At 70.6% G+C, this 21221-nt stretch carries 24 protein-coding genes; 20 read left to right on the top strand and 4 right to left on the bottom strand.

Annotated features, from left to right (window positions below):
- Positions 1-2: 2 nt before the first annotated feature.
- The 20 genes from AB0N02_RS09985 to AB0N02_RS10080 all read left to right on the top strand — a co-directional run bounded on the left by AB0N02_RS09985 (position 3) and on the right by AB0N02_RS10080 (position 17459).
- Entirely contained in the window at positions 3-971 is a 969-nt protein-coding gene (locus AB0N02_RS09985; RefSeq protein WP_363944503.1) for a hypothetical protein, read from the top strand.
- 27 nt (positions 972-998) lie between these two features.
- Positions 999-2696 carry a hypothetical protein gene (locus AB0N02_RS09990; protein ID WP_363944505.1) on the top strand — a complete coding sequence of 566 codons (1698 nt, stop codon included), beginning with the start codon at positions 999-1001 and terminating at the stop codon, positions 2694-2696.
- 71 nt (positions 2697-2767) lie between these two features.
- The gene (locus AB0N02_RS09995) at positions 2768-3016 is read left to right on the top strand and encodes a hypothetical protein (protein WP_363944507.1); all 249 of its coding nucleotides are present in this window, start codon (positions 2768-2770) and stop codon (positions 3014-3016) included.
- A gap of 2 nt (positions 3017-3018) precedes the next feature.
- Positions 3019-3276 (top strand): hypothetical protein, encoded by a 258-nt coding sequence (locus tag AB0N02_RS10000; protein ID WP_363944509.1) that lies wholly within the window; start codon positions 3019-3021, stop codon positions 3274-3276.
- Entirely contained in the window at positions 3273-4139 is an 867-nt protein-coding gene (locus tag AB0N02_RS10005; RefSeq protein WP_363944510.1) for a hypothetical protein, read from the top strand. Before AB0N02_RS10000 ends, AB0N02_RS10005 begins: the two co-directional genes overlap by 4 nt.
- Positions 4136-4666 carry a hypothetical protein gene (locus AB0N02_RS10010; RefSeq protein WP_363944512.1) on the top strand — a complete coding sequence of 177 codons (531 nt, stop codon included), beginning with the start codon at positions 4136-4138 and terminating at the stop codon, positions 4664-4666. Before AB0N02_RS10005 ends, AB0N02_RS10010 begins: the two co-directional genes overlap by 4 nt.
- Before the next feature lie 9 nt (positions 4667-4675).
- Complete coding sequence (locus AB0N02_RS10015) at positions 4676-4876, top strand: hypothetical protein (protein ID WP_363944514.1); 201 nt, start codon at positions 4676-4678, stop codon at positions 4874-4876.
- Between the two features lie 3 nt (positions 4877-4879).
- A complete protein-coding gene (locus tag AB0N02_RS10020) occupies positions 4880-5869 on the top strand; it encodes a phage tail tube protein (RefSeq protein ID WP_363944516.1) in 990 nt (329 codons plus the stop codon).
- Between the two features lie 20 nt (positions 5870-5889).
- Positions 5890-6276, top strand: coding sequence for a hypothetical protein (locus AB0N02_RS10025; protein ID WP_363944518.1), 387 nt, complete (start codon positions 5890-5892; stop codon positions 6274-6276).
- Positions 6277-6408: 132 nt separating this feature from the next.
- Positions 6409-6855: a hypothetical protein gene (locus tag AB0N02_RS10030; RefSeq protein WP_363944520.1), complete on the top strand. Its 447-nt coding sequence runs from the start codon at positions 6409-6411 to the stop codon at positions 6853-6855.
- Between the two features lies 1 nt (position 6856).
- Positions 6857-10354, top strand: coding sequence for a hypothetical protein (locus AB0N02_RS10035; protein ID WP_363944521.1), 3498 nt, complete (start codon positions 6857-6859; stop codon positions 10352-10354).
- Positions 10351-12963, top strand: a complete 2613-nt coding sequence (locus AB0N02_RS10040; protein ID WP_363944523.1) for a LamG-like jellyroll fold domain-containing protein — start codon at positions 10351-10353, stop codon at positions 12961-12963. Before AB0N02_RS10035 ends, AB0N02_RS10040 begins: the two co-directional genes overlap by 4 nt.
- A gap of 2 nt (positions 12964-12965) precedes the next feature.
- Entirely contained in the window at positions 12966-13418 is a 453-nt protein-coding gene (locus tag AB0N02_RS10045) for a hypothetical protein (protein ID WP_363944524.1), read from the top strand.
- Positions 13419-13940: a hypothetical protein gene (locus tag AB0N02_RS10050; protein WP_363944526.1), complete on the top strand. Its 522-nt coding sequence runs from the start codon at positions 13419-13421 to the stop codon at positions 13938-13940. It begins immediately after the preceding gene.
- A complete protein-coding gene (locus tag AB0N02_RS10055) occupies positions 13937-14347 on the top strand; it encodes a hypothetical protein (RefSeq protein ID WP_363944527.1) in 411 nt (136 codons plus the stop codon). The genes AB0N02_RS10050 and AB0N02_RS10055 overlap by 4 nt, the downstream gene beginning before the upstream one ends.
- Positions 14347-14661: a hypothetical protein gene (locus AB0N02_RS10060; protein ID WP_363944529.1), complete on the top strand. Its 315-nt coding sequence runs from the start codon at positions 14347-14349 to the stop codon at positions 14659-14661. The genes AB0N02_RS10055 and AB0N02_RS10060 overlap by 1 nt, the downstream gene beginning before the upstream one ends.
- Entirely contained in the window at positions 14658-15866 is a 1209-nt protein-coding gene (locus AB0N02_RS10065) for a hypothetical protein (RefSeq protein ID WP_363944531.1), read from the top strand. Before AB0N02_RS10060 ends, AB0N02_RS10065 begins: the two co-directional genes overlap by 4 nt.
- Positions 15867-15875: 9 nt before the next feature.
- Positions 15876-16652, top strand: a complete 777-nt coding sequence (locus tag AB0N02_RS10070) for a peptidoglycan-binding protein (RefSeq protein WP_363944533.1) — start codon at positions 15876-15878, stop codon at positions 16650-16652.
- Positions 16653-16846: 194 nt separating this feature from the next.
- Positions 16847-17089 carry a holin gene (locus tag AB0N02_RS10075; protein ID WP_363944535.1) on the top strand — a complete coding sequence of 81 codons (243 nt, stop codon included), beginning with the start codon at positions 16847-16849 and terminating at the stop codon, positions 17087-17089.
- Positions 17090-17222: 133 nt separating this feature from the next.
- A complete protein-coding gene (locus AB0N02_RS10080) occupies positions 17223-17459 on the top strand; it encodes a hypothetical protein (RefSeq protein WP_363944536.1) in 237 nt (78 codons plus the stop codon).
- 197 nt (positions 17460-17656) lie between these two features.
- On the opposite strand, the gene AB0N02_RS10085 is transcribed toward AB0N02_RS10080, so the two are convergent.
- The 4 genes from AB0N02_RS10085 to AB0N02_RS10100 form a co-directional block, all read right to left on the bottom strand.
- Complete coding sequence (locus AB0N02_RS10085) at positions 17657-18427, bottom strand: hypothetical protein (RefSeq protein ID WP_363944538.1); 771 nt, start codon at positions 18425-18427, stop codon at positions 17657-17659.
- Between the two features lie 71 nt (positions 18428-18498).
- On the bottom strand, positions 18499-19938 hold the full coding sequence (locus tag AB0N02_RS10090; protein ID WP_363944540.1) for a hypothetical protein: 1440 nt from the start codon (positions 19936-19938) through the stop codon (positions 18499-18501).
- Entirely contained in the window at positions 19935-20789 is an 855-nt protein-coding gene (locus AB0N02_RS10095; protein ID WP_363944541.1) for a hypothetical protein, read from the bottom strand. Before AB0N02_RS10095 ends, AB0N02_RS10090 begins: the two co-directional genes overlap by 4 nt.
- 14 nt (positions 20790-20803) lie before the next feature.
- On the bottom strand, positions 20804-21220 hold the full coding sequence (locus AB0N02_RS10100) for a hypothetical protein (RefSeq protein WP_363944543.1): 417 nt from the start codon (positions 21218-21220) through the stop codon (positions 20804-20806).
- Between the last annotated feature and the right edge of the window lies 1 nt (position 21221).

Raw genomic sequence — 21221 nt, forward strand, 5'->3', positions numbered from 1 at the left:
TCATGACCATCACGCACGCCTACGCGGCGACCGTCACGAAGGCCGAGCGCGATGCCGCCGGCAGCCTCATCGTGTACGGCAAGGCCACCGGGCCCGATGTCGACCTGGACGCGCAGATCTGCGACCCGGCGTGGCTGAAGACCGCCATGCCGAAGTGGATGACGTGGGGCAACCTGCGGGAGATGCACCAGCCGATCGCGGCCGGGATCGGCATCGAGCTGGCCGCCGAGGGCGACGACTGGATGCTGAAGTCCAAGGTGGTCGACGAGGGCACCGCGAAGAAGATCGAGGCCGGGGCCCTGAAGGGCTACAGCGTGGGGATCAAGAACGCGCAGGTCGTCAAGGACACGGCGGCGCCGGGCGGGCGGATCGTCGGCGGCGAGATCGTCGAGGTGTCCTACGTGGACCGGCCGTGCAACCCCACCGCCACCCTCGCGCTGACGAAGGCCGCCACCTCCGGGGAGCTCGCCCCGGTCGACGCCGAGGGACACGTCCTCGACGTCGAGAAGCGCGAGCAGGAGACCGTCACCATCGCGGACCTGGCCAAGGTCGTCGGTGAGCTGGTGACGGTCGTCAAGAGCTCTCTGCCCGCCCCTGGGCGGGACGGAGGGGTCGAGGGGTCCGGTGAGGGTGGCGGAGCTGGTGCTGGTTCCGCCACCCGACCGGAGGTCGACACGACGGCCGCCCCTGACCTGAGCAAGTCCGAGATCGCTGATCTCGTGAAGGCCGCTGTGGCAGAGGCCACGAAGCCGCTGGAGGAGCGCGCGAAGACGCTCGAGGCGGAGCTGGCGAAGGTCAAGCAGCAGCCCGTCCCGGGCGGACCGGTCATCCGACCGACCACGCCCACCACCGCGCAGCAGGGCGAGCAGAACAAGGGCGCCTACTACCGGGCGATGGCCAACGAAGTGCAGGACCCCGAGGCACGCAGGGGCTACCTGCAGTTGGCCGCCGATGCCGAGCGCGGCAAGTAGACCTTCCACCAGCAGAGGAGCATGACCATGGGGTACGCACCCCCGCAGCCGTCGGAGATGTTCTCCGACGCCGCCTCCGGCGCCGAGGTGGCGCAGCGGTTCGAGACTTACAAGGGCGCCCTGTCCGCCTCGCACTCGAAGGCGGCCGAGGGCACCACGGCGTTCGTGCCTGGTCAGGGCATCGTCGTGGACGGCTCACGTCGGCAGCAGGCTGTCGCCGAGCGGGTCGAGGCCATCACCAAGGGCCTGTCCCCGGATCAGCTCACCGCTGTGCAGGCCGACCTGGACGCGCTCAAGGCCGTCATGGGCGACATCGGCAAGGACCTGACGCTGACCTCGCCGCTGGCGTCCGGCCTGGTGCCCTACGACCTGGAGGCGCCGGCCAAGCTTCTGGTGCCGCGGATGACGCCGCTGCGCAACAGCATCCCGCGGGGCAAGGGGCAGGGCACCGCCCGCCAGTTCAAGCGGATCCTCGGCTGGTCGAACTCGGGGACCGGCGGGGTGGCCGACCAGATGGCGTTCATGGACTCGCAGTCCATCTCCACGGCGTTCGGCCCGATCAGCCTGCGGCGCGGCGCGAAGATCAGCTACGCGGCGGACGAGAAGTCCGTGAAGTACGTCGAGCAGGGTCTGTCGGACATGGTGACCTGGAAGGCGCAGTTCGCTGGTCAGGGCTTCCAGGACATTCGCTCGCTGTCGCAGACGGCGCTGCTGTGGGCCACCATGGGCGCCGAGGAGCGCGCCATGCTGTACGGCCGCGGCGGCTCTGGCTATGCGGGCGCGGTGGCTGCCCCCACCGTCACCGCTGCCGCCTCCGGCACGGGCGCCACGATTCCGTCCGCCACCTACGGCGTGAAGGTCACCAGCGTGGCCGGCGGAGGTGAGTCCCTGCCCGCGGTCGCGTCGGGCGGCCTGGCGGTGACGCTCGGCCAGAACATCGTCATCACGTTCACGGGCGGTGCGGAGCCGACCGGCGCCCTGGCCTACAACGTGTACGTGGGCCCGGCGGGCAGCGAGACCTTCCAGGGGACGTTTTCGCCGATCACCTCGGGCGGCACGGTCACCATCACCCTGTCGTCGTACGCGACGGGCGGCGCAGCGTTCCCGGCCGCGGACACCACCAGCAACAGCCAGGGCTACGACGGCTTCCTGGCGGTGCTCACCGACCCGGCGCAGACCGGCTACCTGAAGAGGGTCAACGGGAAGATCTTCGACTCGGCCACACCCGCCAACTCGCTCGGCGACAAACCATTCCAGGACGCGTTCGTCCGCCTGTACGGCGCGGACGCGGTCGGCACGATGGACAAGCGCCTCGCGGACCCGGACGAGATCTGGCTGGACGGCAACGCGAGACGGGCGCTGGGTGACTACCTGAAGCTCAACGCCACCAGCTCGGCCTACCGGATCGCGCTGACCGAGGGCGACGCGCTGAGCGGCGCCCGCGTCGGCGCCGTGGTCAACGGGGTGGCCAACCAGGTCACGGGCAAGATGGTGGACCTCGGGGTGCACCCGTACATGCCCAAGGGCGCCAGCGTGATCCGGTCCCGGAACCTGCCGGTGCCCGAGTCGGAGGTGTCGGCTACCTCCGAGGTCATCAACGTGCAGGACTACATGGCGGTCGACTGGCCGGTGATCCAGTTCACCTACGACGCCTCGACCTACATGTTCGGCACGCTGGTGCACTACGCGCCCGGCTGGTCCGGCGCCCTGCTCGGCCTCCAGTAAGCCCCTGTCTCCCGCTCGTGAGGCCCCGAGTCGCCCCCGTGCTCGGGGCCTCACCCATCCCTGGAGGTCCGATGAAGGTCGTCGCGCCCGCGCGGGCCGTGACCGAGGTAGACGGCCTATCCGGTCGCCGCTACCGCGCGAAGGACGGCATCTACGAGATGAGCCCCCGCGACGGCCGCGCTCTCGTCCAGGCGGGCGGGTTCCTGCCGTCCCTGGCCGGCGCGACCTCCCGCGCGACCGGCTACCGCTGCACCAGGTGCGGCTTCGGTGCGTTCTTCACCACCTGCGGTCGCTGCGGCGGCCCCTGCGACAAGGAGTAACCATGCCCCCAGCCAAGCGAAAGGCACCGCTGCCGCCCGTCCCCGGCGGCGAAGAGCCGCGCGCCGAGCTCTGCGCGACCTGCTTCCCCGAGGGGCTCGCGGGCACCCCGGAGGGGGCCACCGTCGTCTCCTGCGCGCACGGCGCCTGGCGAGTCAGCGACCTGACCGACGAGACGGACGATCCCACACCTACCGAGGGAGAGGGCGGCGAGCAGCCGCCCGAGGACCCCGGCGACGGTAAGGGCGACGGCAGCAAGTGAGGCTGCTCACCCGGCCGTACGTGACCCCGGCGGAGTTCCGCGCGTCGCCGACATGGCTGGACACGGAGAACCTCGTGGTCGGCGGGGCCGAGTCCGCGCAGGACGCCGAGCTGGCCAATGTGCTGCTCCGCGCGTCCGTGTGGGCCGACTCCCTGGTGGACCAGCCGCTCGGCGCGCACGCCCATACCGAGCAGCTGCGCGTCACCATCGGCCGCGACGGCCAAGTGTCCATCCACGCCGCTCACTCCCCCGTCCGGGCGGTCACGGCCCTGTCGTACGGCTCACTGCCGGACCTCACCCCGCTGACAGACCTGACCGGTGTGTGGGTCGAGGACCAGGTGCAGATCATCGCCGCCCTGGGCGGACTCGGCGGGTGGGCCGGGTTCCTGGAGTTCGGATCACCGCGCGTCGGCTACGAGCTCTACGTGCGCCTCAGCTACGTGGCCGGGGCCACCTCCACCGTCCTCTCAGCGGACGCGACCGCCGCGGTGACCTCTCTCACGGTGGCGGATCCCGTCGGCATCTATCCGGGCGACGTGCTGCGCCTGTGGGACCCGGGCGCGGAGGAGGCGGTCACGGTCGCCGCCGGCTACGTACCCGGGTCCTCCTCTGTCGGCCTGGTGGGCGCCACCCGGGCGGCGCACAGCTCCGGCGCGGGGGTGTCCGCGCTGCCCGCCGACGTCCACCAGGCGGTCATCTGCCGGGCCACGGCGCTGCTGCTGCGCGAGCCGACCGCAGGCGGCGACGACTACGCGGACGCACCGTTCGGCCCGGTCGCGCGGCGGCCGTCGCGCCGGACCCGGGCGGCCGATCTGATCGGCGAGGCCACGGCCCTGCTCGCGCGGTATCGGAGGGTGCGGTGAGCCGGGCGGCGGTGCGCGACGGCATCGCCCGATGGATCGGCGGCACCTACGACCAGGCCGAGCGGTGCTACCGGGGCGGGCCGCTGCAGGCGGACGGCCTGGCCACCGTGCGCAGCTTCTTCGCCAAGCGGGTGCCGGACACCGACTACACCGCGGGCCTGGAACCGGGCCGGGCGATGGGCACGGTCGGCGTGGTCCACCTGGGCGACAGCGTGGAGCGGCGGGTGGCGCTCGGTGGCGCGACCAGCGGGTGGAAGTCGCGCATCTACACGGTGACGCTGCACCTGTACCACCTGGCCACCACCCCGGCCGCCGAGGACGCCCAGGCCGACCTCGACGCGCTCCTGGAGGCCGTCGCCGACCTGATCCACGCCGACCGAACACTCGGCGGCACCGTACTGCAGGCCGGTGAGAGCAGCAGCGGGATCCGGTTCTTCCTCGGCCAGCCGGAGTACACACCGCCTCCGGAGTACATCCGCACCTACGCGAGCGTCACCTTCGACGCCGACACCTACATCCAGGCATAGGAGAGCGCCGTGAGCTGGCGATACACGGGCGATATGCCCGCGACCTACCCCGCCTACATCGACCAGGCGACCGGTCAGACGCTGGTCGCCGAGCCAGGCGGGGTCTACGACATCGCCCGCGCCGAGGGCGTCGAGGGCATCCCGTCGCGCCCTGACGGGCCATGGGAGCGCGTGAAGGCCACCGGCAGCAGCGACAAGGGCAAGGAGTAGATCATGGGAGTCTTCCCCAGCGCACGGCGATGGGTCGGGATCGCCAAGGAGGTCACGCCGGGTACGGCGGTCGCGCCCGCGCTGACGATCCCGGTCGACAAGTTCGACCCGTCCGACGATGTAACGCAGCTGGATGACCAGGCGCTGCGCGGGTCGATGGCCAAGCAGTACGGCCAGTACTCCGGGCCGATCATGAGCTCGTGGGACCTGGGCGGGCCGATGTTCGGCGACGCCCTGGGCTACCTGCTACACAACATCCTGGGCGGGTACGCCGTCACCGGCGCGTCCGCGCCCTACTCACACACGTATTCGCTGCTGAACAGCGGCGACGGGCAGCCGGTCACCCACACCCTGACCGACGCAACCGGAGTGCCGACGACCTCCGGCGCCCGCCAGTACCCCTACAGCTGCCTGTCGGAGCTGACCCTGACGTGGAACGCCGAGCAGCTGTGCACGTGGGAGGCGAAGGCGGTCGGCTGGCCCAGCGTGGTGCCCGGGGTGGCGCCAACCAACACGTTGTCGACGGTGCCGCCGATCCCCTCCTGGCGCGGCGCGGTGGGCATCGGCGGCCCGGCCTCCGCCGGCACGCTGGTGACGGACGTGACCGAGTTCTCCATCACGCTCAGCCGTGAGGTGACGCCGTACCACACGGCCGACGGCAGCCAGAGCGCGTTCGTCATCGCCCGCGGCCCACTGGACGTGACGGGCAAGTTCACGCAGATCGCGCAGTCGGAGCAGCGGATCCTGGACCTGCTGGCGAACACCCAGCCGCAGCTGCAGTTCGTGCTGTCGAACGGCGGCACGCTGGGCGCCCTGGTGAGCGTGCAGTTCGACATGCAGAAGGTCGGCTACCGGACGACGAAGATCAACCAGGGGACCATCTTCGTCTACGACGTCGAGTTTCAGGCCATCGCCAACTCCACGAACGCTGGCCCGTCCGCCGGTCTGGCCCCGGCCAAGGTCGTCCTGCAGAACGCCGTCACCACCTACTGACCCTCGAGGAGCACATCCTGATGCGCGTAGACCTGCCCGGCGGCCAGTGGGCCGACCTGCTGGCCCCATCCGACCTGCGGGCCGGCGACATGAAGGCCATGCGCCGCGACCAGGCGCTGACCGGCGTCGTCGCGACGATGGGGTGGTGGGACGCAGCCCGCGACGTCCTGCTGCGCCGCATCATCACCGCCTGGTCGCTGCCCCTGCCGCTGCCGCGCGACCTGCCCGGCACCGAGGAGGAGGCGGGCAGCCTGGATCGGGTGACCATCCCGGTCTACCAGGCCCTGCTCGACACGCTGGAGCCGTACATCGCGCTGATCAACGGCGAGGCGCCGGAGGACCCAAAACCCTCGCCCGGATCCGCTGGTACCTCGACGGTCAGCCCGTCGACCTCGGCGACGAACTGACCGACGTCGTCCGGTACGCGCTGTATGCCGAGCGGTACGGCTGGACGCCCGCCCAGGTCGACGACCTTCCCGCCACGGTCGAATCGTGGCTGCTGCCCATCGGTTCCGTGCTGGACGAGATGAGGAGGGGCCGTGGGTGATGTGGACGCCGGGGCGCTGATCGTCGCACTGCAGGGGTTCGGCGATCGGGCCTCCGACGGCGCCCGGGCGGCGGCCGAGGTGATGGCACTGGCCGGAGAGCGGGAGATCAAACAGGCTCTGCGGACCTACAGCCACCCGCCGGGCACCCCGACGCCATCGCCTCCCGGGTCGCCGCCCGCGCTGGTCTCCGGAGCGCTCAGACGGTCCGTGAAGGCCCGTAAGCCCCGGCAGACGGGCGCGGCCCGGTGGGAGGCCCACACGGCGCCCACTGTCGTCTACAGCCGCATCCACGAACTCGGCGGCTGGGCGGGGCGAGGGCACGCCTCCTACCTGCCGCCGCGGCCGTACGTCGCGCCCTCCCACACCCGGCTCATCGCCTCGGGCGAGCTCGAGCGGCTGGCACACAAGGCGTTCGCCGAGAAAGTGGGGCTGAGCTGAGATGACGGAGCTGCCTCCCGCAATCGCCAAGTACATCGCCGACGCCGACCCGTTCGTCCGTGGCACGGACAAGGCCGTCGATGCGGCCAAGAAGTTCGACCGCGACGCCAGCAAGGCGGCCCTGTCCGCGCGCCGGATGGGCCTGGCGGCGAAGGAGGCCGGGGAGCGGGCCGCGGTCGCCGGGCGGGTGGCGGCCGAGGCGGCGGAGAAGGCCGCCAAGGGCTTCATGAAGGAGGACGAGGCGGCCAAGCTGGCGGCCCGTGCGGTCAAGGAGCTGGAGCGTGCCGAGCTCGCCCAGGCCGCCGCCGCCATCGCCGCGGCCGAAGCCTCGGAGAAGGCCGCCAGGGCTCACCGCAAGCAGGCCACCGGCAGCGCGCAGGCGACCAAGAGCGCGGCCTTGATGCGCAACGAGCTCGTCACGCTGGGCGCCGCGGGTGCCGCCATCGCGCCGGCGTTCGTCGTCGCGAGCGCCGGGGTCAGCGCGTTCGGCGCGCTCGCCTTCCCGACGATCAAGAAGGTCGTCGAGTCGCAGGAGAAGATGGCCGAGAAGTGGGACTCGCTCTCGCGGGCCCAGAAGGTCTCCTCGGCCTCCACGCGGATGCTGGTCGACCAGTACCAGGACCTGGCCAAGGCCGTCGAGCCGGACGTGCTGCGCGTCTACAACAACGCGCTCGCGGTCACCGCGGGCATCATGCCGCGCCTGACCCCGCTCACGAAGGCCGCCTCCGGCGCGCTGCTCGAGTTCGAGAACAAGGCCGAGTCCGCGCTCAACAGCGACCGAGCGACCCAGTTCTTCAAGTTCGTCGAGGCTCAGGCCGCCCCTGCGATGGACATGCTGGGCGACACACTCGGTTCGGCCTCGCACCTGGCGGTGTCGCTGACCGAGTCGCTCGCCCCGCTCGCCGGGGCCGGTCTCGGTGTGGTCGGCATGGTGGCCGACCTGACCGCCGGACTGTCGGACCTGTCGCCGGAGCTGGCCCAGCTCGCCGTCCTCGGCATCGGGCTACGTGGCCCGCTGGGCAGCGCCGCCGAAGGACTGGGAAAGATCGGCCAGAAGTACAAGACAGCGACCGCCGCCGCCGCGGGGACGAGCAAAGCCACCAAGCTCCTCAACCTCGCCACGGCCGCCGGACCGAACCTCTACATTGCCGCCGGAGTGGCCATCGCCTACTTCGGCCTGAAGGCGCTGACCGCGCAGACCGCCACCGACAAGCTGGTCGCCTCCCTCGCTGTGGCCAACCGGGCGGCGGGCAACAACGTGGCCGGCTACCAGGCGCTGCACGACGCGCTGCAGAACAAGCTCAACGCCTCGCTCGCCCAGAGCAACACCTATATGGCCAAGCACGGCGCGGCCATCACCGGTGTGGTCAGCAAGTACCCGCAAGCGACGGCGGAATTGCAGCGTATGGGCCGTGAGCAGGGCCAGCTGCGGGCGGCCCTGGCCGAGTCGAGCACGCAGATCACCAACACCGTCCAGGGGGCCGACGCCCTGGCCGCCCGGTATGGCCTGACCCGGGAGCAGGCCATCTCCCTGGCGGACGCGGTCGGCGTGAACCTGTCCAAGGGCATTCTGGACAGCGGGCAGATCACCGCGAGCGTCGCGGGGAAGTTCGACAGGTACCGGCAGGCCGTCGAGATGGCCCGCAACCCGACCGCGGTGGTCGCCCAGGCGTGGGCCGATGCGGGAAACAAGGCGCTCACCCTGAAGGACCAGGTCAACGCCGTCACCGCAGCGCTGGACGCGTTCTTCAACCCGGCCCTCAACGTCCTGGGCGCCACCAACCGGATGAAGGACGCGCTCGCGGCCAGCAACAAGGTGCTGAGGGACTCCAAGGCCAGCACGCTGGATCGCAGCAAGGCGTTGGAGGCGCAGCTCGGGCCGATCGGTCAGTGGATCAGCGCGCAGGTGGCGGCGAAGCGGTCGGTGTCCCTGACCGATCGGGCGCTGCGCGAGCAGCTGCCGTCCCTGGTGCGGCTGGCTTCGGGCAGCCGGACGGGGCAGGCCGCGCTGAACGGGCTGATCGCGTCGATGGGCGGCACGATCAGCCGGACGAAGAACGCGACCACGATCGTCGACCGCCTCGGCAACCGGGTCCGGGTCCTGCCGAACGGCAAGACGATCGTGATCCGGGCCAACACCTCGCAGGCGACCTCGGCGATCCAGACGCTGGTGTCGACCTGGAACGGGCGCACGATCACGGTGAACGTGGCCACGTCCGGCCCGAACCTGGGGCGCTTCTACGTGCAGCCGCACGCCGACGGCGGCCTGATCCGTGGCCCGGGGACCGGTACGTCGGACTCGATCCCGGCGTGGTTGTCCGATGGCGAGTACGTGGTGAACGCCAGGTCCACGGCGAAGCATCGGGCCGCGCTGGAGGCGATCAACGCCGACCAGTACGCCGCTGGCGGGCTGGTCGGCTACGCCCGCGGCGGCCAGGTCCACGTCGGCGGTGTCAATGTCTCCACCTCGCAGTGGCGCAGCCTCGGCCTGATGCTGGGCAAGGACTTCATGAAGGCCATGACCGGCAGCAAGTCGGAGATCGCCTCCATGGACCGGCGCCTGGAGAAGGCCGTCGCGAAGCTCTTCGCCGGGAAGCGGACCACGCTGGACAACAAGGTGATCGCCTACCTGGACCGCAACAGCTCCCGCCTGGAAGCGCTGTCGGTCCGGCGGGACGCGGCCACGAAGGCGCTCGCCGAAGGCAAGCAGTACGCCACCGAGATGACCTCCAACGCCCGGAGCTTCGCCGGGCTGTCGAGTCTGGACGGGCCGACCTCGGGCGCGCAGATCCGCCAGGGCCTGCAGATGAAGCTGTCCGGCCTGACTCAGTACGCCAACGTCCTGAAGGCCTTGGGCAAGCGGGGCCTGTCCAAAAGCCTGTTGCGACAGGTCATGGACATGGGTCCGGAGGACGGTCTGAAGTACGGCCAGATGCTGCTGTCCGCGGACTCGGGGGTCTTCAAGGACATCAACGCCGTCCAGGCGCAGATCGATAAGACCTCCCGCTCGCTGGGCCGGTCTGGCGCGGACATGCTCTACGACGCCGGGAAGCTGGCCGGCCGCGGCTTCCTGACCGGGCTCGAGGGCGAGATCAAGTCTCTGGACAAGAGCATGGACAAGCTGGCCAAGCACATGGCGAAGTCGATCAAGAAGGCCCTGCACATCAAGTCCCCCAGCCAGCTTCCGGCGATCCGGCAGGCGGGCGCCATGACCGTGGCCGGTGTCGCCGCGGGCATGACCGGCAACCTCGGGGTCATCGATCTGGCCGCCGAGCGGATGGCCCGCCGCCTGGCCGGTCCGCGTGTCCGGCCCGTCAGCGTCCCCGCCGCGGGGCGCACCGCACGGCCGACCGGAGCGGGGGCAGCGGCGTCGCAGGTCATTCAGCTGCGCGTCTACCTGGACGGGCGGGAGATCCGCGCCAGCGTGCAGCAGGAAACGCTGCGCTACAACCGGCGCAACACCAGCAACGGCCTATCGCTGACCGGGACCGGCCGATGACCCTGGTCAACCAGTGGACCGACGCCAGCGCCCTGCCCGCGACCTTCTCCACGCCCCGCAGCACGATCGCGACCCGGCAGGTCACCATCGGATCAGCCGCCGGGAACTGGCTGATCGTCAGCGTCTCCTGGCACACCGGGGCCGGGGCGCAGACCACGCCTACGGTGCACGTCGCCGACGACGCCCACAACTTCTGGGTGCCGCTGGTGCGTGCCTCCGGTGCGGGCGGCGGGGTGGCGATCTGGGCGGCGCCGAACGCCCGCGCTGCGGCCCGGATCTACGTCGCGCCGACCGACTACGTCACCGGCCTGTCGATCCACGTGGCCGAGCACTCGGGCCTGGGCAACTACCTGCAGGTGGCCGACCGTAAGACGGCGACGGCGGCGGGCACCAGCGCCTCTCTCACCCTGGCCGCGCCACCCGCCCAGGCCCTGGCGCTGGTGGCCGGCGGCTCGGACGACGCCACCGCGACCCTGACCTCGGCGACGGCCGGGTGGACCTCAGCCACTGCGGTGAGCGGCACGAACGGCTCCGACGCCACCTCGGACACGCGGCTGCTGCCGCGCTACCAGACCACCACCGGCAGCGTCTCGGTCACCTACACCACCTCCTCGACGGCGAACATCGCCGCGGTGGGCGTGACCGTGCTCACCGCCGCGGCGGCGCCCGCCCAGCCCCGCCCGAACTGGCCGACCATGGCGTTCGAGGTCGGGTTCGGGTCCGGGGCGCAGACGCCGCGCGACCAGATCAGCTGGACCACCCTGGCCGGCCGCCTGCTTGGCCTGGACTGCTCGCGCGGCCGGAACTACCAGCTCGGCACCGTCGAGGCCGCCGACATCGACCTGCGGCTACGCAACGACGACGCTGCCCTGAACCCGGCCAACACCGGTTCGCCGTACTACCCGAACGTCGTCGACATGACGCCGTTCCGGGTGACCGCGACCTGGGCGGGCCGCGTCTACGGCGTCTGTGCCGGGTTCCTCGACTCGCTGCCGCAGTCCTGGCGTGACCCGCACTGGGGGGAGGTCAACGCGAGTGCCTACGACGTGTGGGGAACCCTGTCGGCGGAGCTGCCCGACGTGGTGGAGGGGGAGATCCTCCTGGATGCCCCCTACGGCTACTGGCCCATGTCGGACCCCGACGAGGCCACGGTCGGCTCCAACCTGGCGCCGAACAACAGTGAGCCGTTCCGGCAGGTGACGAGCAAGTACGGGCCCGGGAGCGCGCATGCGGCGTTCGGTGTCGATCAGGGCATGCTCGTCGGTGCGCCGGGCAACACCTCGTGGGAACAGCGGGGCCTGACCTCGCTGCAGACGGCCAACGGCATCTCGTTGCAGTGTGGGCCTGGGCCCGTCTTCCCTCCGGTCGCCCCGGGGTGGACGGTGGAGTTCTGGGCCCGCCTGGATGTGAGCGCCTCGCAGCCCGCCAGCAACCTGACCCTGTTCAGCGTGAAGAACGGCTCCGGCACGCTGATGTCCGTCTACGTCGACCAGGCCAGTCAGTGCGTCACGATCGCCGACTACGACCCGACCACGCACGTGCGGACCAATACCGTCTCCGCCAAGGCCGTGCTGGACGGCGCCTACCACCACCACTGCCTGACCTTCGACACGACGGGGTGGCGGCTGTATGTGGACGCTCAGCTGACCATCCAGCGGACCACGCCGCTGGACAGCACGGTCACCTGGCTGACCGCGTGCGGCGCGGCCGATGAGACCTTCCACGGCCGCATGATCAACGGGAGTTTCGCGCACTTCGCGGTGTTCCCGCGGCGGCTGCCGTACGGCCGGGTCGTCGCCCACTACTGGGCCGGCGCCCAGGGCAACCTGAACGACGCCACCGACTGGCGGATCAACAAGCTGCTCGCCATGGGCGGCTACGGCGTGCCGCGCGCCCTGTCCTACACCGGATCGCCCGGCACGGACCTGGTGCCCGCCACCGACATCGAGGGGCAGCCGGTCTCCGCCAGCGTGGAGGTCGTCGCGGCCAGCGACGGCGGAGGGCTGTTCGTCGACAGCCACGACGACCTGTGCTTCACCAGCAAGGTCTACCGCTACAACCGGCCGCCACAGTACGTCTTCGGCGACCGGCCCGACCTGGGCGAGACGCCTTACCTCGGCGACGTCGTCTTCGAACGCGATCCCGCCCAGGTGACCAACATGGTCACGGTGACGCAGGCCTACTACGGTCGCACGGTCACCGCCTCCGACACCGCCAGCATCCGCCAGCGCGGCAAACGCCCCCTGGCCCGCACCACCTACCTGATCGACGCCCTGCAGGTCGCCGACACCGCCAACTACCTGCTGCTCAAGAACCGGGTTCCGGGCCTGCGGGTGTCGACCATCACGATCGACCCGGCCGCCAACCCGGCCCTGTGGCCAATCGCGCTCGGTGTCGAGACCGGCGACGTCGTCACCGTCAACCGGCGCCCCGTCGGCGGGGTGCTCTTGACCGGCCTGTTCGAGGTCATCCGGGTCGCCCACCATGTCGAGCCCGAGCAGGGCGTGTGGCGGACCACGTTCAACCTGGCGCCGGCGGATCCGCCTTTCTTCGTACTGGACGACCCCGTCTACGGGGTCCTGGATGGACCGGGGGTCCTGGGGTGGTGACGATGCCGACGCCCGCACGGCGCTCGACGATTCAGTACGCCGACGACATGTTCGGCGTGAGCTCGCTGGAGGCCTACCTGGACTGGCTGGATGCCAACCGTGACCGGCTCGGCGTGCCGTTCGTGCCCCGCCCGGAGGGCGATGCTCTGGAGTCGGGGACAGCGTGGGCGCGGGTGGACTGCGCGCGGTGGATCGCCGACTGCCCGTGGCGGTGCGGGGCCAGCCACGCCGTACCGCGCGCCGAGACCCGGTTCTGGTGCACCAGCTGCGCGAACGGCGGCACCGGGCAGACCTGCGCCCTGGTGTGGCCGACCGCCCGCCAGCGCGTCGAGACCAACCTGACCAGCCTGCCGAGCACGTTGGCGACCTGGCCATGCGCGATCGACATCCCGCTGTACGAGGGCGGACAGACGGCCGCGATGTGTGAACCGTGCCGCACGATCGGAGCCCTGTAGATGACCACCGTCCCGTCCCCGCGGACGTGGATCGTCGGCGAGGTCGTCACCGCCGCCAAGCTCAACACGGACCTCCGCGACGGCCTCAACTTCCTGCTCAGCCCGCCGTTGTTCGAGCTCACCCACTCGGGGATCATCTCCCCGGCCACCAGCACGCAGGCCGTGATGCCGTTCGACACCGAGATCGTCGACCGCGACAACGGCCACAGCACCAGCAGCAACAACAGCCGGTACACCTCGCAGACCGTGGGCTACTACCTGGTGCAGGGCGCGGTCGGGTTCGTGGCCAACGCCACCGGCAAACGCGAGCTGACGATCCTGCTCAACGGCGCCACCGAGACCTACCCCTCCAGCATCCCGGGCTTGGCCGCCGGGTTCACCGGCCTGACCACCGGCGGCCGGGTCTACCTGGCCGTGGGCGACTACGTCGAGCTGTACGTCTGGCAGAACAGCGGCGGCGCGCTGAACACCAACACCACGAAAGGCGGCCCCCGGTTCGGCGGACACTGGATCTCGAAGTGATCCGGCGGCGGCTGCGCGCCCTCGAGCGCCTGGTCGGCTTCCGCGGATCGGTGCTGCTGTTCCTGGCGCTGTGGTCCGGCGGGCAGGCTGTCCGCCTCGCCTGGCCTGACCCAGCCGTGATCAGCACGCCCTCCTACCTCTACCTGGCCTCCCTGGCGCCGCTCTGGGTCCTGTCGATCCCCTGGAGTGTCTGCGCGGTCCTGTGCGGCGTCCAGGCGTTCACCGTGACCGACTGGGTGGCGTTCGCGCTGACCTCGGGCGTGTTGGTGGCCTGGGCCGTGATCTACCTGATCGGCGGCATCCAGGGAGCGATCCCGCAGGCGTACTGGAGCTGCATCGTGCAGGTCACCGTGGCGGGGCTCATCCTGCGCCTGTCGCGCTGGCCGGACCCGCCTCGGGACACCTGATGGATCCGGCCGTCCTGGTCGGTCTGATCGGTGGGACCTTCGGGTTCGCCTCGACGATCTACACCGCGCGTCAGGCCCGGCTCGCCAGCCGCGACAAGGCCGACGCCGACGAGCGCGCCACCCGGGCCGCCGCCGAGGCCGACGCCTACCAGCGAGCCAGCGCGTTCGACGTGTCCACCCAGACCCGTATGCAGGCCGAGATCACCCGGCTGCAGGGCCAGGTCGCGCGCCTGCAGCGGCAAGTCGCTCACCTGACCCAGCAGGTCACCGACGCCGGTCTGGTGCCGGTCAGAGTTCCCGAGGAGGATCCGTGACGACCGTGACCGGCATCATCACCACGGCGGCCGGAGGCCACCCGCGCGGCGCGTCCGTGACGTTCACCCTCGTCGACCAGGCCGGGCGGCCGACGGCCGGGTTCGCGGGCACCGTGGAGGTGCTCGGCATCGTCACCGCGCCGGTCGCCGTCGATGGTTCGTGGAGCGTCTCGCTGACCCCGACCTCCGACATCACCAGCCCGCACGGGCCGACGCTGTATCAGGTTCTCGAGCGCGTCCAGAGTGGCGTGTCGGCCAGCTACTACATCAGCGTGCCCAGCTCGGGCCCGGCGTGGGTCGGCGACCTGCGCGTCACGCTGCCGGGCACGGCCCCCGAGCAGCTGGCCGGCTACCTGCCGCTGACCGGCGGTACCGTCACCGGGCCGATCGTCCTGCCCGACGCCTCTCCGGCCGCGAGCGAGGCGTACGTGGCCGCGCATGGCGCCAGCGGTGGCGGATCAGGACACACCCCGCAGCTGTACAGCGGCAGCGCGGCGCCGAGCGCCCTGCAGATCGATGGCGACCTGTACCTGCGCACCGGTATCGGGGACCTGTACCAGCAGCAGTCGGGCGCCTGGGTACCGAAGGGGAACCTGCAGGGCCCTGCAGGGCCGCCCGGGGCGTCTGGAGCCACCGGCCCGCAGGGACCCCAGGGGCTTCCCGGCCGCCCCATGTTCCCAGCGGCCGGCTACGGACTGGTGGCCCTGTCGGGGGATCCCGAGAACTTCATGCTGGGCTCCGGCGCCTCCAACAACACCGTCTACGGCGCCCTGCTGGCCCTGGAACCCGGCCTACCGGCCTCGGGACTGTATGCGGCCGTACGTACTGCCGGAACCTACGTCGGATCCGGCACACCGAACCAGATCGGCCTGTACACCGAGGCAGGGCAGCCGATCACGCAGATACCGAACGATCCGGCTCTCTGGACGGGTGACGGGTGGCGCGGCGCGCAGTTCGCCTCAGCCGTCCCGGCCCAGGACACGCTGCGCTGGCTGTATGTGCTGATCGTCGTCGGCGGCATGTCGGGGCTGTCGCTGCCCTACCCGACGAACGCCAACGACGGCAATGCCAGCTGGTTCTGCACCGGGGTCGGCGTCACCCGGCGCCGGGGGTTCTACGCCGCTGGCACGTCCCTGCCTGCCAGCTTCAATCCGTCCAGCTACGGCACACCCACGACCTACATACCTCTCGTCGGCATCTCCTAGGGAGGCCTCATGGCCCTGATCAGCCGCCGCGACTGGGGAGCCCGAGCCCCACGCGGCCCGTACACCTCCCTCACCCACACGAAGGGGGTGAAGGTTCACTACATCGGCGACCACGTGGATCCGCGTCTGCTCACCGATCACGACCGGTGCCTGGCCGTGATGCGGCAGATCCAGAACCACCACATGGACGGCAACGGCTGGACGGACTTCGCTTACAACCTGGCGGTCTGCCCGCACGGCGACCTGCTCATGGGGCGCGGCGCCGGGCACATGAGCGCCGCGAACGGTCCCGGCCGCAACCACGACCACTACGCGGTGCTCGGCATGCTCGGCTCGACCGGCCTGACCGATCCCACCGACGCGATGCTCAACGGCATCCGGGACGCGATCGACTACCTGCGCGAGCACGGCGGCGCGGGCAAGGAGATCAAGGGCCACCGGGACGGCTACTCCACCAGCTGCCCCGGGGCGGCGCTGTACGCCTGGGTGAAGGCAGGCGCACCGCGACCCGACGGCGGTTCCTCATCCCCCTCGACGACCTGGACGGAGACCCTCGTGGACCAGCTGCCCCTGCTCAGTCCTGGCGCAACCGGGCGCCACGTGAAGACCTGCTTCTACCTCCTGCGCGCCCGCGGCTACGGCAAGGAGCTCGACGAGCATGTCATCGACCCGACTGTGTACGGGCCTGCGGTCGTGGCCGAGGTGAAGCGCTTCCAGGCCGAGAAGGGGCTCGACGACGACGGCCTGGTCGGCAAAGCCACCTGGCCCAGGTTGTTGGGCCTGTGATCGAAGGCGCGCTCCTGGCTTACCTGCTCCAGCGCGCTGATCTTCCTGATTTCCCTCCTCAAATGAGGGAGGAAATCTCCCCGAACGGCGTTCGAAAACCGCCTGTAGTTCTACTGACCAGCCCTTCCGTGACCTCTCGGTCCTCTCCGTGGCTGGCGGTTTCAAAAATCCGACCTCAGATGAGGGAGATCACGATGACACGACGACTGCTGACGGGCCTGTTCTGGATGGACACTGGTGAACGGATGATCCGCGCGGCGGCAGCATCCGCCCTGGGCACGCTCGGCGCCGATCAGCTTGGCCTGCTCGACGTTACCTGGGGGCCCGTGGCCTCAGTCGCCGGTATGGCGGCGGTGGTCAGTCTGCTGGCCTCGGTCGTGGCGGGCACGACCGGCGATCCGACGACGGCGGGGTTCTCCACCGACACCCGATTTTGATCTTGCTCTTATAGAAACGGGCCCCGAGGTGAGGGGCTCGCATGGAAGCGCCCGTCCTTCGCGTGAAGGACGGGCGCTTTTCGGCGTGTCAGTAAAGATTGACTTATGTGCGTCGTTTGTGGTCCATTGCACCATGTACGTGTATCGCCTCGGTGACTACTGCATCATCCTGATTCGTACTACTCCCGCGCAGGTCAACGGCGCCTGGGCGACGATGGATCACTACGTCGTGGTGCATATCATCGAGGATCAGCCTCCGATGGAAGTGCTTGTCCCGGAGGGGGAAGACCCGACCAGGAGGACGCTCGAACTCCTGATGCGCCGAGCCGAGGAGGAAGAGCAGGAGCATCCGGGCGAGGATGTTCCGTAGCCGCGGCTCGCCCGGCCCCACCCTCGCGGAGGCCGGGTTTTGAGCGTGCAGGCGCGAGTATCGGACGCATTTAACGTATTACGGGTATCCCGTATTGAATAGGCACGAAAAAGCCCTCGCCCGCACTGGGCGAGGGCTCTTCGTGTTGTGCGGCTACTCGTCGGGCTCGGCCTCGGCCGCCGGGGTTGGGGTGAGCGCTACTCGGCGCTGAGGACGGCCGCCAGGCGTGCGCCGAATCGCGCTTCCGCCTGATCGCGCTCGTGTGGTTCGAGGCGGGCGTCTACCCCTACCGCGCCGTCCACCTGGAGCGCCGTGCTGAGCGCCGCGTCCGCAGCCCACAGGCGTGCGATCAGGTCGGACTCCTCCTGCGCCGGTTCGTCGGCCAGAGCACGCAGATCAGCGGCGACCGCCTGCGCGCTGTCCACGTCCCACTCATAACCGCTGGTCCCCGGCCGTACGACCTGCTCCAGGATGTCGGCGGCCAGGCGCAGCAGCTCCGGCTCCGGTCGTCCGCCGCGGCGATATAGCTGGACCACCTGATTCTGCACGTCCCGGGTGACTCCCTGGCGATGGTCGTGCACCATGACCCGGTCGCCCAGGGGCGCGGTGGCGTCGTCAGCGGTGTGCTCGACCAGGGCCATGGCCCGCCGCCAGCGCCGAGTTAGGCGGGCGTGCATCGGCTCGACCGGGTCGGCCAGGCGCGGCGGCACCTCCTCCAGCACCTCCACGATTTCCACCGCGTCGGCCGGGATGAAGCTCATCAGGTCCACGTCCAGGCTCGTGGTCCACGGGGTCGTGTCGATCGGCCGGTCCTTGTAGCCGGTCTGCCACAGGGTCAGTATGTGGCCTGCGCGGTGGTGGGTCGGCCGATCGACGTACGGGCTGCCCGTGGTCACGTCCCGGGTCAGGCGCACCATGGCGTGCCGCCGCCAATCGCGCTCGGCGATCTCCGGACTGTTCTTGGTCATGGGGCTGTCCTCTCAGAGGTAGAGGTGTGGGGTGAGCGTACGGCGGGCCGGTGACAGCCCGCCGTATTCGGTCATGAGTCGGCCAGGGTGTACAGGCCACGCTCCAGGCGGTCGACATCGCCGCGGTCGGCGAGCAGGCCGAGGGTGTTACAGACCGAGCCGCGCTTGACCTCCTTGCCGCCATCGGCGAGAACGGCCTCCAGGACCCCGTCGGCGGTCAGCGCGCCCTCAGAGGCCTCCAGGGCGGCCAGGACGCGGTCCTCCAGGCGGGCTTTCTTCCCGCCGCTGGTCGATCCGGCGCCCGTCGCCTGTGCCTGCTGTTCCTGCTCGGCCTGTAGGGCCCGGCACAGCGCGGCCATGGCGTCCGGGTCGTGGCGGGCGGCGTACGCCGGGCCGGCCGCTTCCCACGAGGCCTGTTCCAGCTGTGCGGGGTCGCCGTCGCCGTACAGCGACAGGATCTCCGGGTCCAGGCCCGGCGTGGGGGCGATGGACCCGATCCTGAAGTGCCTCATCAGCGACGTCGGATGAGGGCTGGACAGCAGGTAGGCCATCCCCTGGGTGTCGCAGAAGTCGTCATCGTCACCGGCATCCTCGGCGAACTGCGAGCGCAGGACGCGGGGCTGGATGGACTTGGGGATGGGCATGAGCTGCTCTCCGGCGGGAAGCAAGCCGTCCGCGACGAGCTGGCGCATCATGCTGCTGCTCCACCGAAGAAGGGTGACTTCCCCTTCCTTCAACATCGCGCGCAAGGTGTCGCTACCGCCAAGCTCCTCCAGGTGGGAGGCCTGCGCGTCGAGTTCCACGCCGACGCCGACGGAGCGGCCCGTGCGGCCGAGTTCCTTGATGAGGAAGGTGGCTTCCTCCCGGTACGGCGCCCCGCGTTCGAGAAGCCTGTTGGCCTCGTCGATCCGCACCGAGATCAGCGGGTCCGGAATCCCGATCAGGAAGGCGGTACGGCCCAGGCGGGAGTATCGGAGCTGGCGCTCCTTGGCGACGGCGACGGCCACCCTGAGCATCAAGATGGCCTCTTCTTGGGAGGTGGCGCGCCAGTCGACCTGCCCGGCCGCCTCCGGGGCGCTCTGGCCGCCTTTCAGGTCAGCGAACAGGCTGACGACGCGGTTGCGCTTCTCGCACGCCAGCAGGTACTGGACGGTGCGGGATTTGCCCGCGCCCGTCGTGCCGAAGACGAGCGCCCGCTGAGCGGAACCGGTGCGCGGGTCGAACAGCCGCCTGCGGGCGGGCCGACCGTTGTGGTAGCGGCCCATCACGATCCGGCCGTGCCGGTCCATGAGCATGTCCGCCGGGCTCGGCGGCGGCATGATCGCCAGAGGGTTGCTCGGGTAGATCGTGACGAGCGCGTGCCGTCCCCCGTCGGTTTCGACGGCGATCCGGCCGGGATCGGCGATGTTGAGAGCGCTGGCCAGGGCGGCCAGGTCGTAGCGGACGACCTGGCCGGGCGGGACCTCCAGCATCAGTTCCACGATCCGGTTGTCCGGGATGGTGGTGGTCATGCGTCGATTCCGGTCGTCGTGGGGCCGAAGTTGATTTCAGTGATCACCGAGCCGGGCATCGCCAGCGGGGCGATGCGCTCGGCCCAGATGGTGCGGGCGTCCAGGACCTCGTCGGCCTGGCCGACGGTGAGGAGCCGTACGGCGGCGCCCCGGCCGGGGACAGGGCCGACAGCGATTCGGTCCTCGGGGATGTCCATGAGCGCGGACAGGCTCTTGATGGAGATGTCCGGGACCGCGCGGCCAGGGGCCGCTGAGCGGATCACGGCCCGCATCGACGACTCCCCGGTCCGCTCGACGTCCTCCAGGACGGTGCCGGGCGCGGCGCCGCCCTCGACCGCCACGTGCACCGCCCACCAGCGGGCGGCAGGGGGACCGGGAACCTCCTCAGGCATGGGGTCGAGGTCGGCACTCGGCGCGAGCGGCGGGGGCGGTGCGAGCATCCTGCGGGCGAGCCGGGCAGGGCGTACCGCCCATGTCCCGACGGTCCAGATGGTCAGCGCGAGCGCCTCGGTCCAGTGTGGGCCTGAGATGAGCCGTTCGCCGACCAGCACGGCGGCCAAGGCCACACCGGGCATCAGATACAGCACGCTGGCGGTGGCCCGCTGGTGGCCGACGGGACGCCAGGCCCGCAGGGTCACCAGGCCCGCCAGAGTCGCTGCGGCGGTCGCGACCAGACCCGGGCCGGTGACGGCCTGGTCGACCAGCAGCCCGGCTCCGGCCAGCGCGGCGCCGGCTACGGTCGCGACCCGGCCGGTGAAGTCCTGCACGGCGGCCAGACGCCAGCGGGCCCGATCCACCGCGGACCAGTGCGGGATCTCGATGTCCACCTTCAGCAGGGGCGGGGAAGTCATCGTCATCTCCTTCGTCAGCGGTTGCCGTAGAAGCGGGCATCGGCCATCGGGACCGGCATCGCGCGGGCGGCCTCGGCGACGGGCCCGTACTCGGCCTCGTGCGTGGCGGAGGCGTTGGCGAAGCCAAGCGCGAGGTCCTCAGCTACGGCGGCCATCCGTTCCGCCTCGGCGAGGGCACGCCGCATAACGGCGGCGGCCTCCCGATGCTCGCTGACGGTGTCGGGGTCGACGTCCAGCGCGGCCATCGCGTCGGCCAGCCGGTCGACGGAGGCCGAACAGCCCTCCACGTACGAATACGCGGAGCGCACCTGCTCACCCAGGCGCCGCAGCTTGGCGCCGGCCAGCGCCAGCTGCAGCACGACGATGCCGTAGGCCACCACGTCCAGCACGCCGACCGCCGCGGCGGTCTCGCTTCGCTCCAGCTCTCCCATG

Origin of the sequence: Streptosporangium sp. NPDC051022 (genome assembly GCF_040683035.1) — a bacterium.
Taxonomy (GTDB): Bacteria; Actinomycetota; Actinomycetes; order Streptosporangiales; family Streptosporangiaceae; genus Streptosporangium.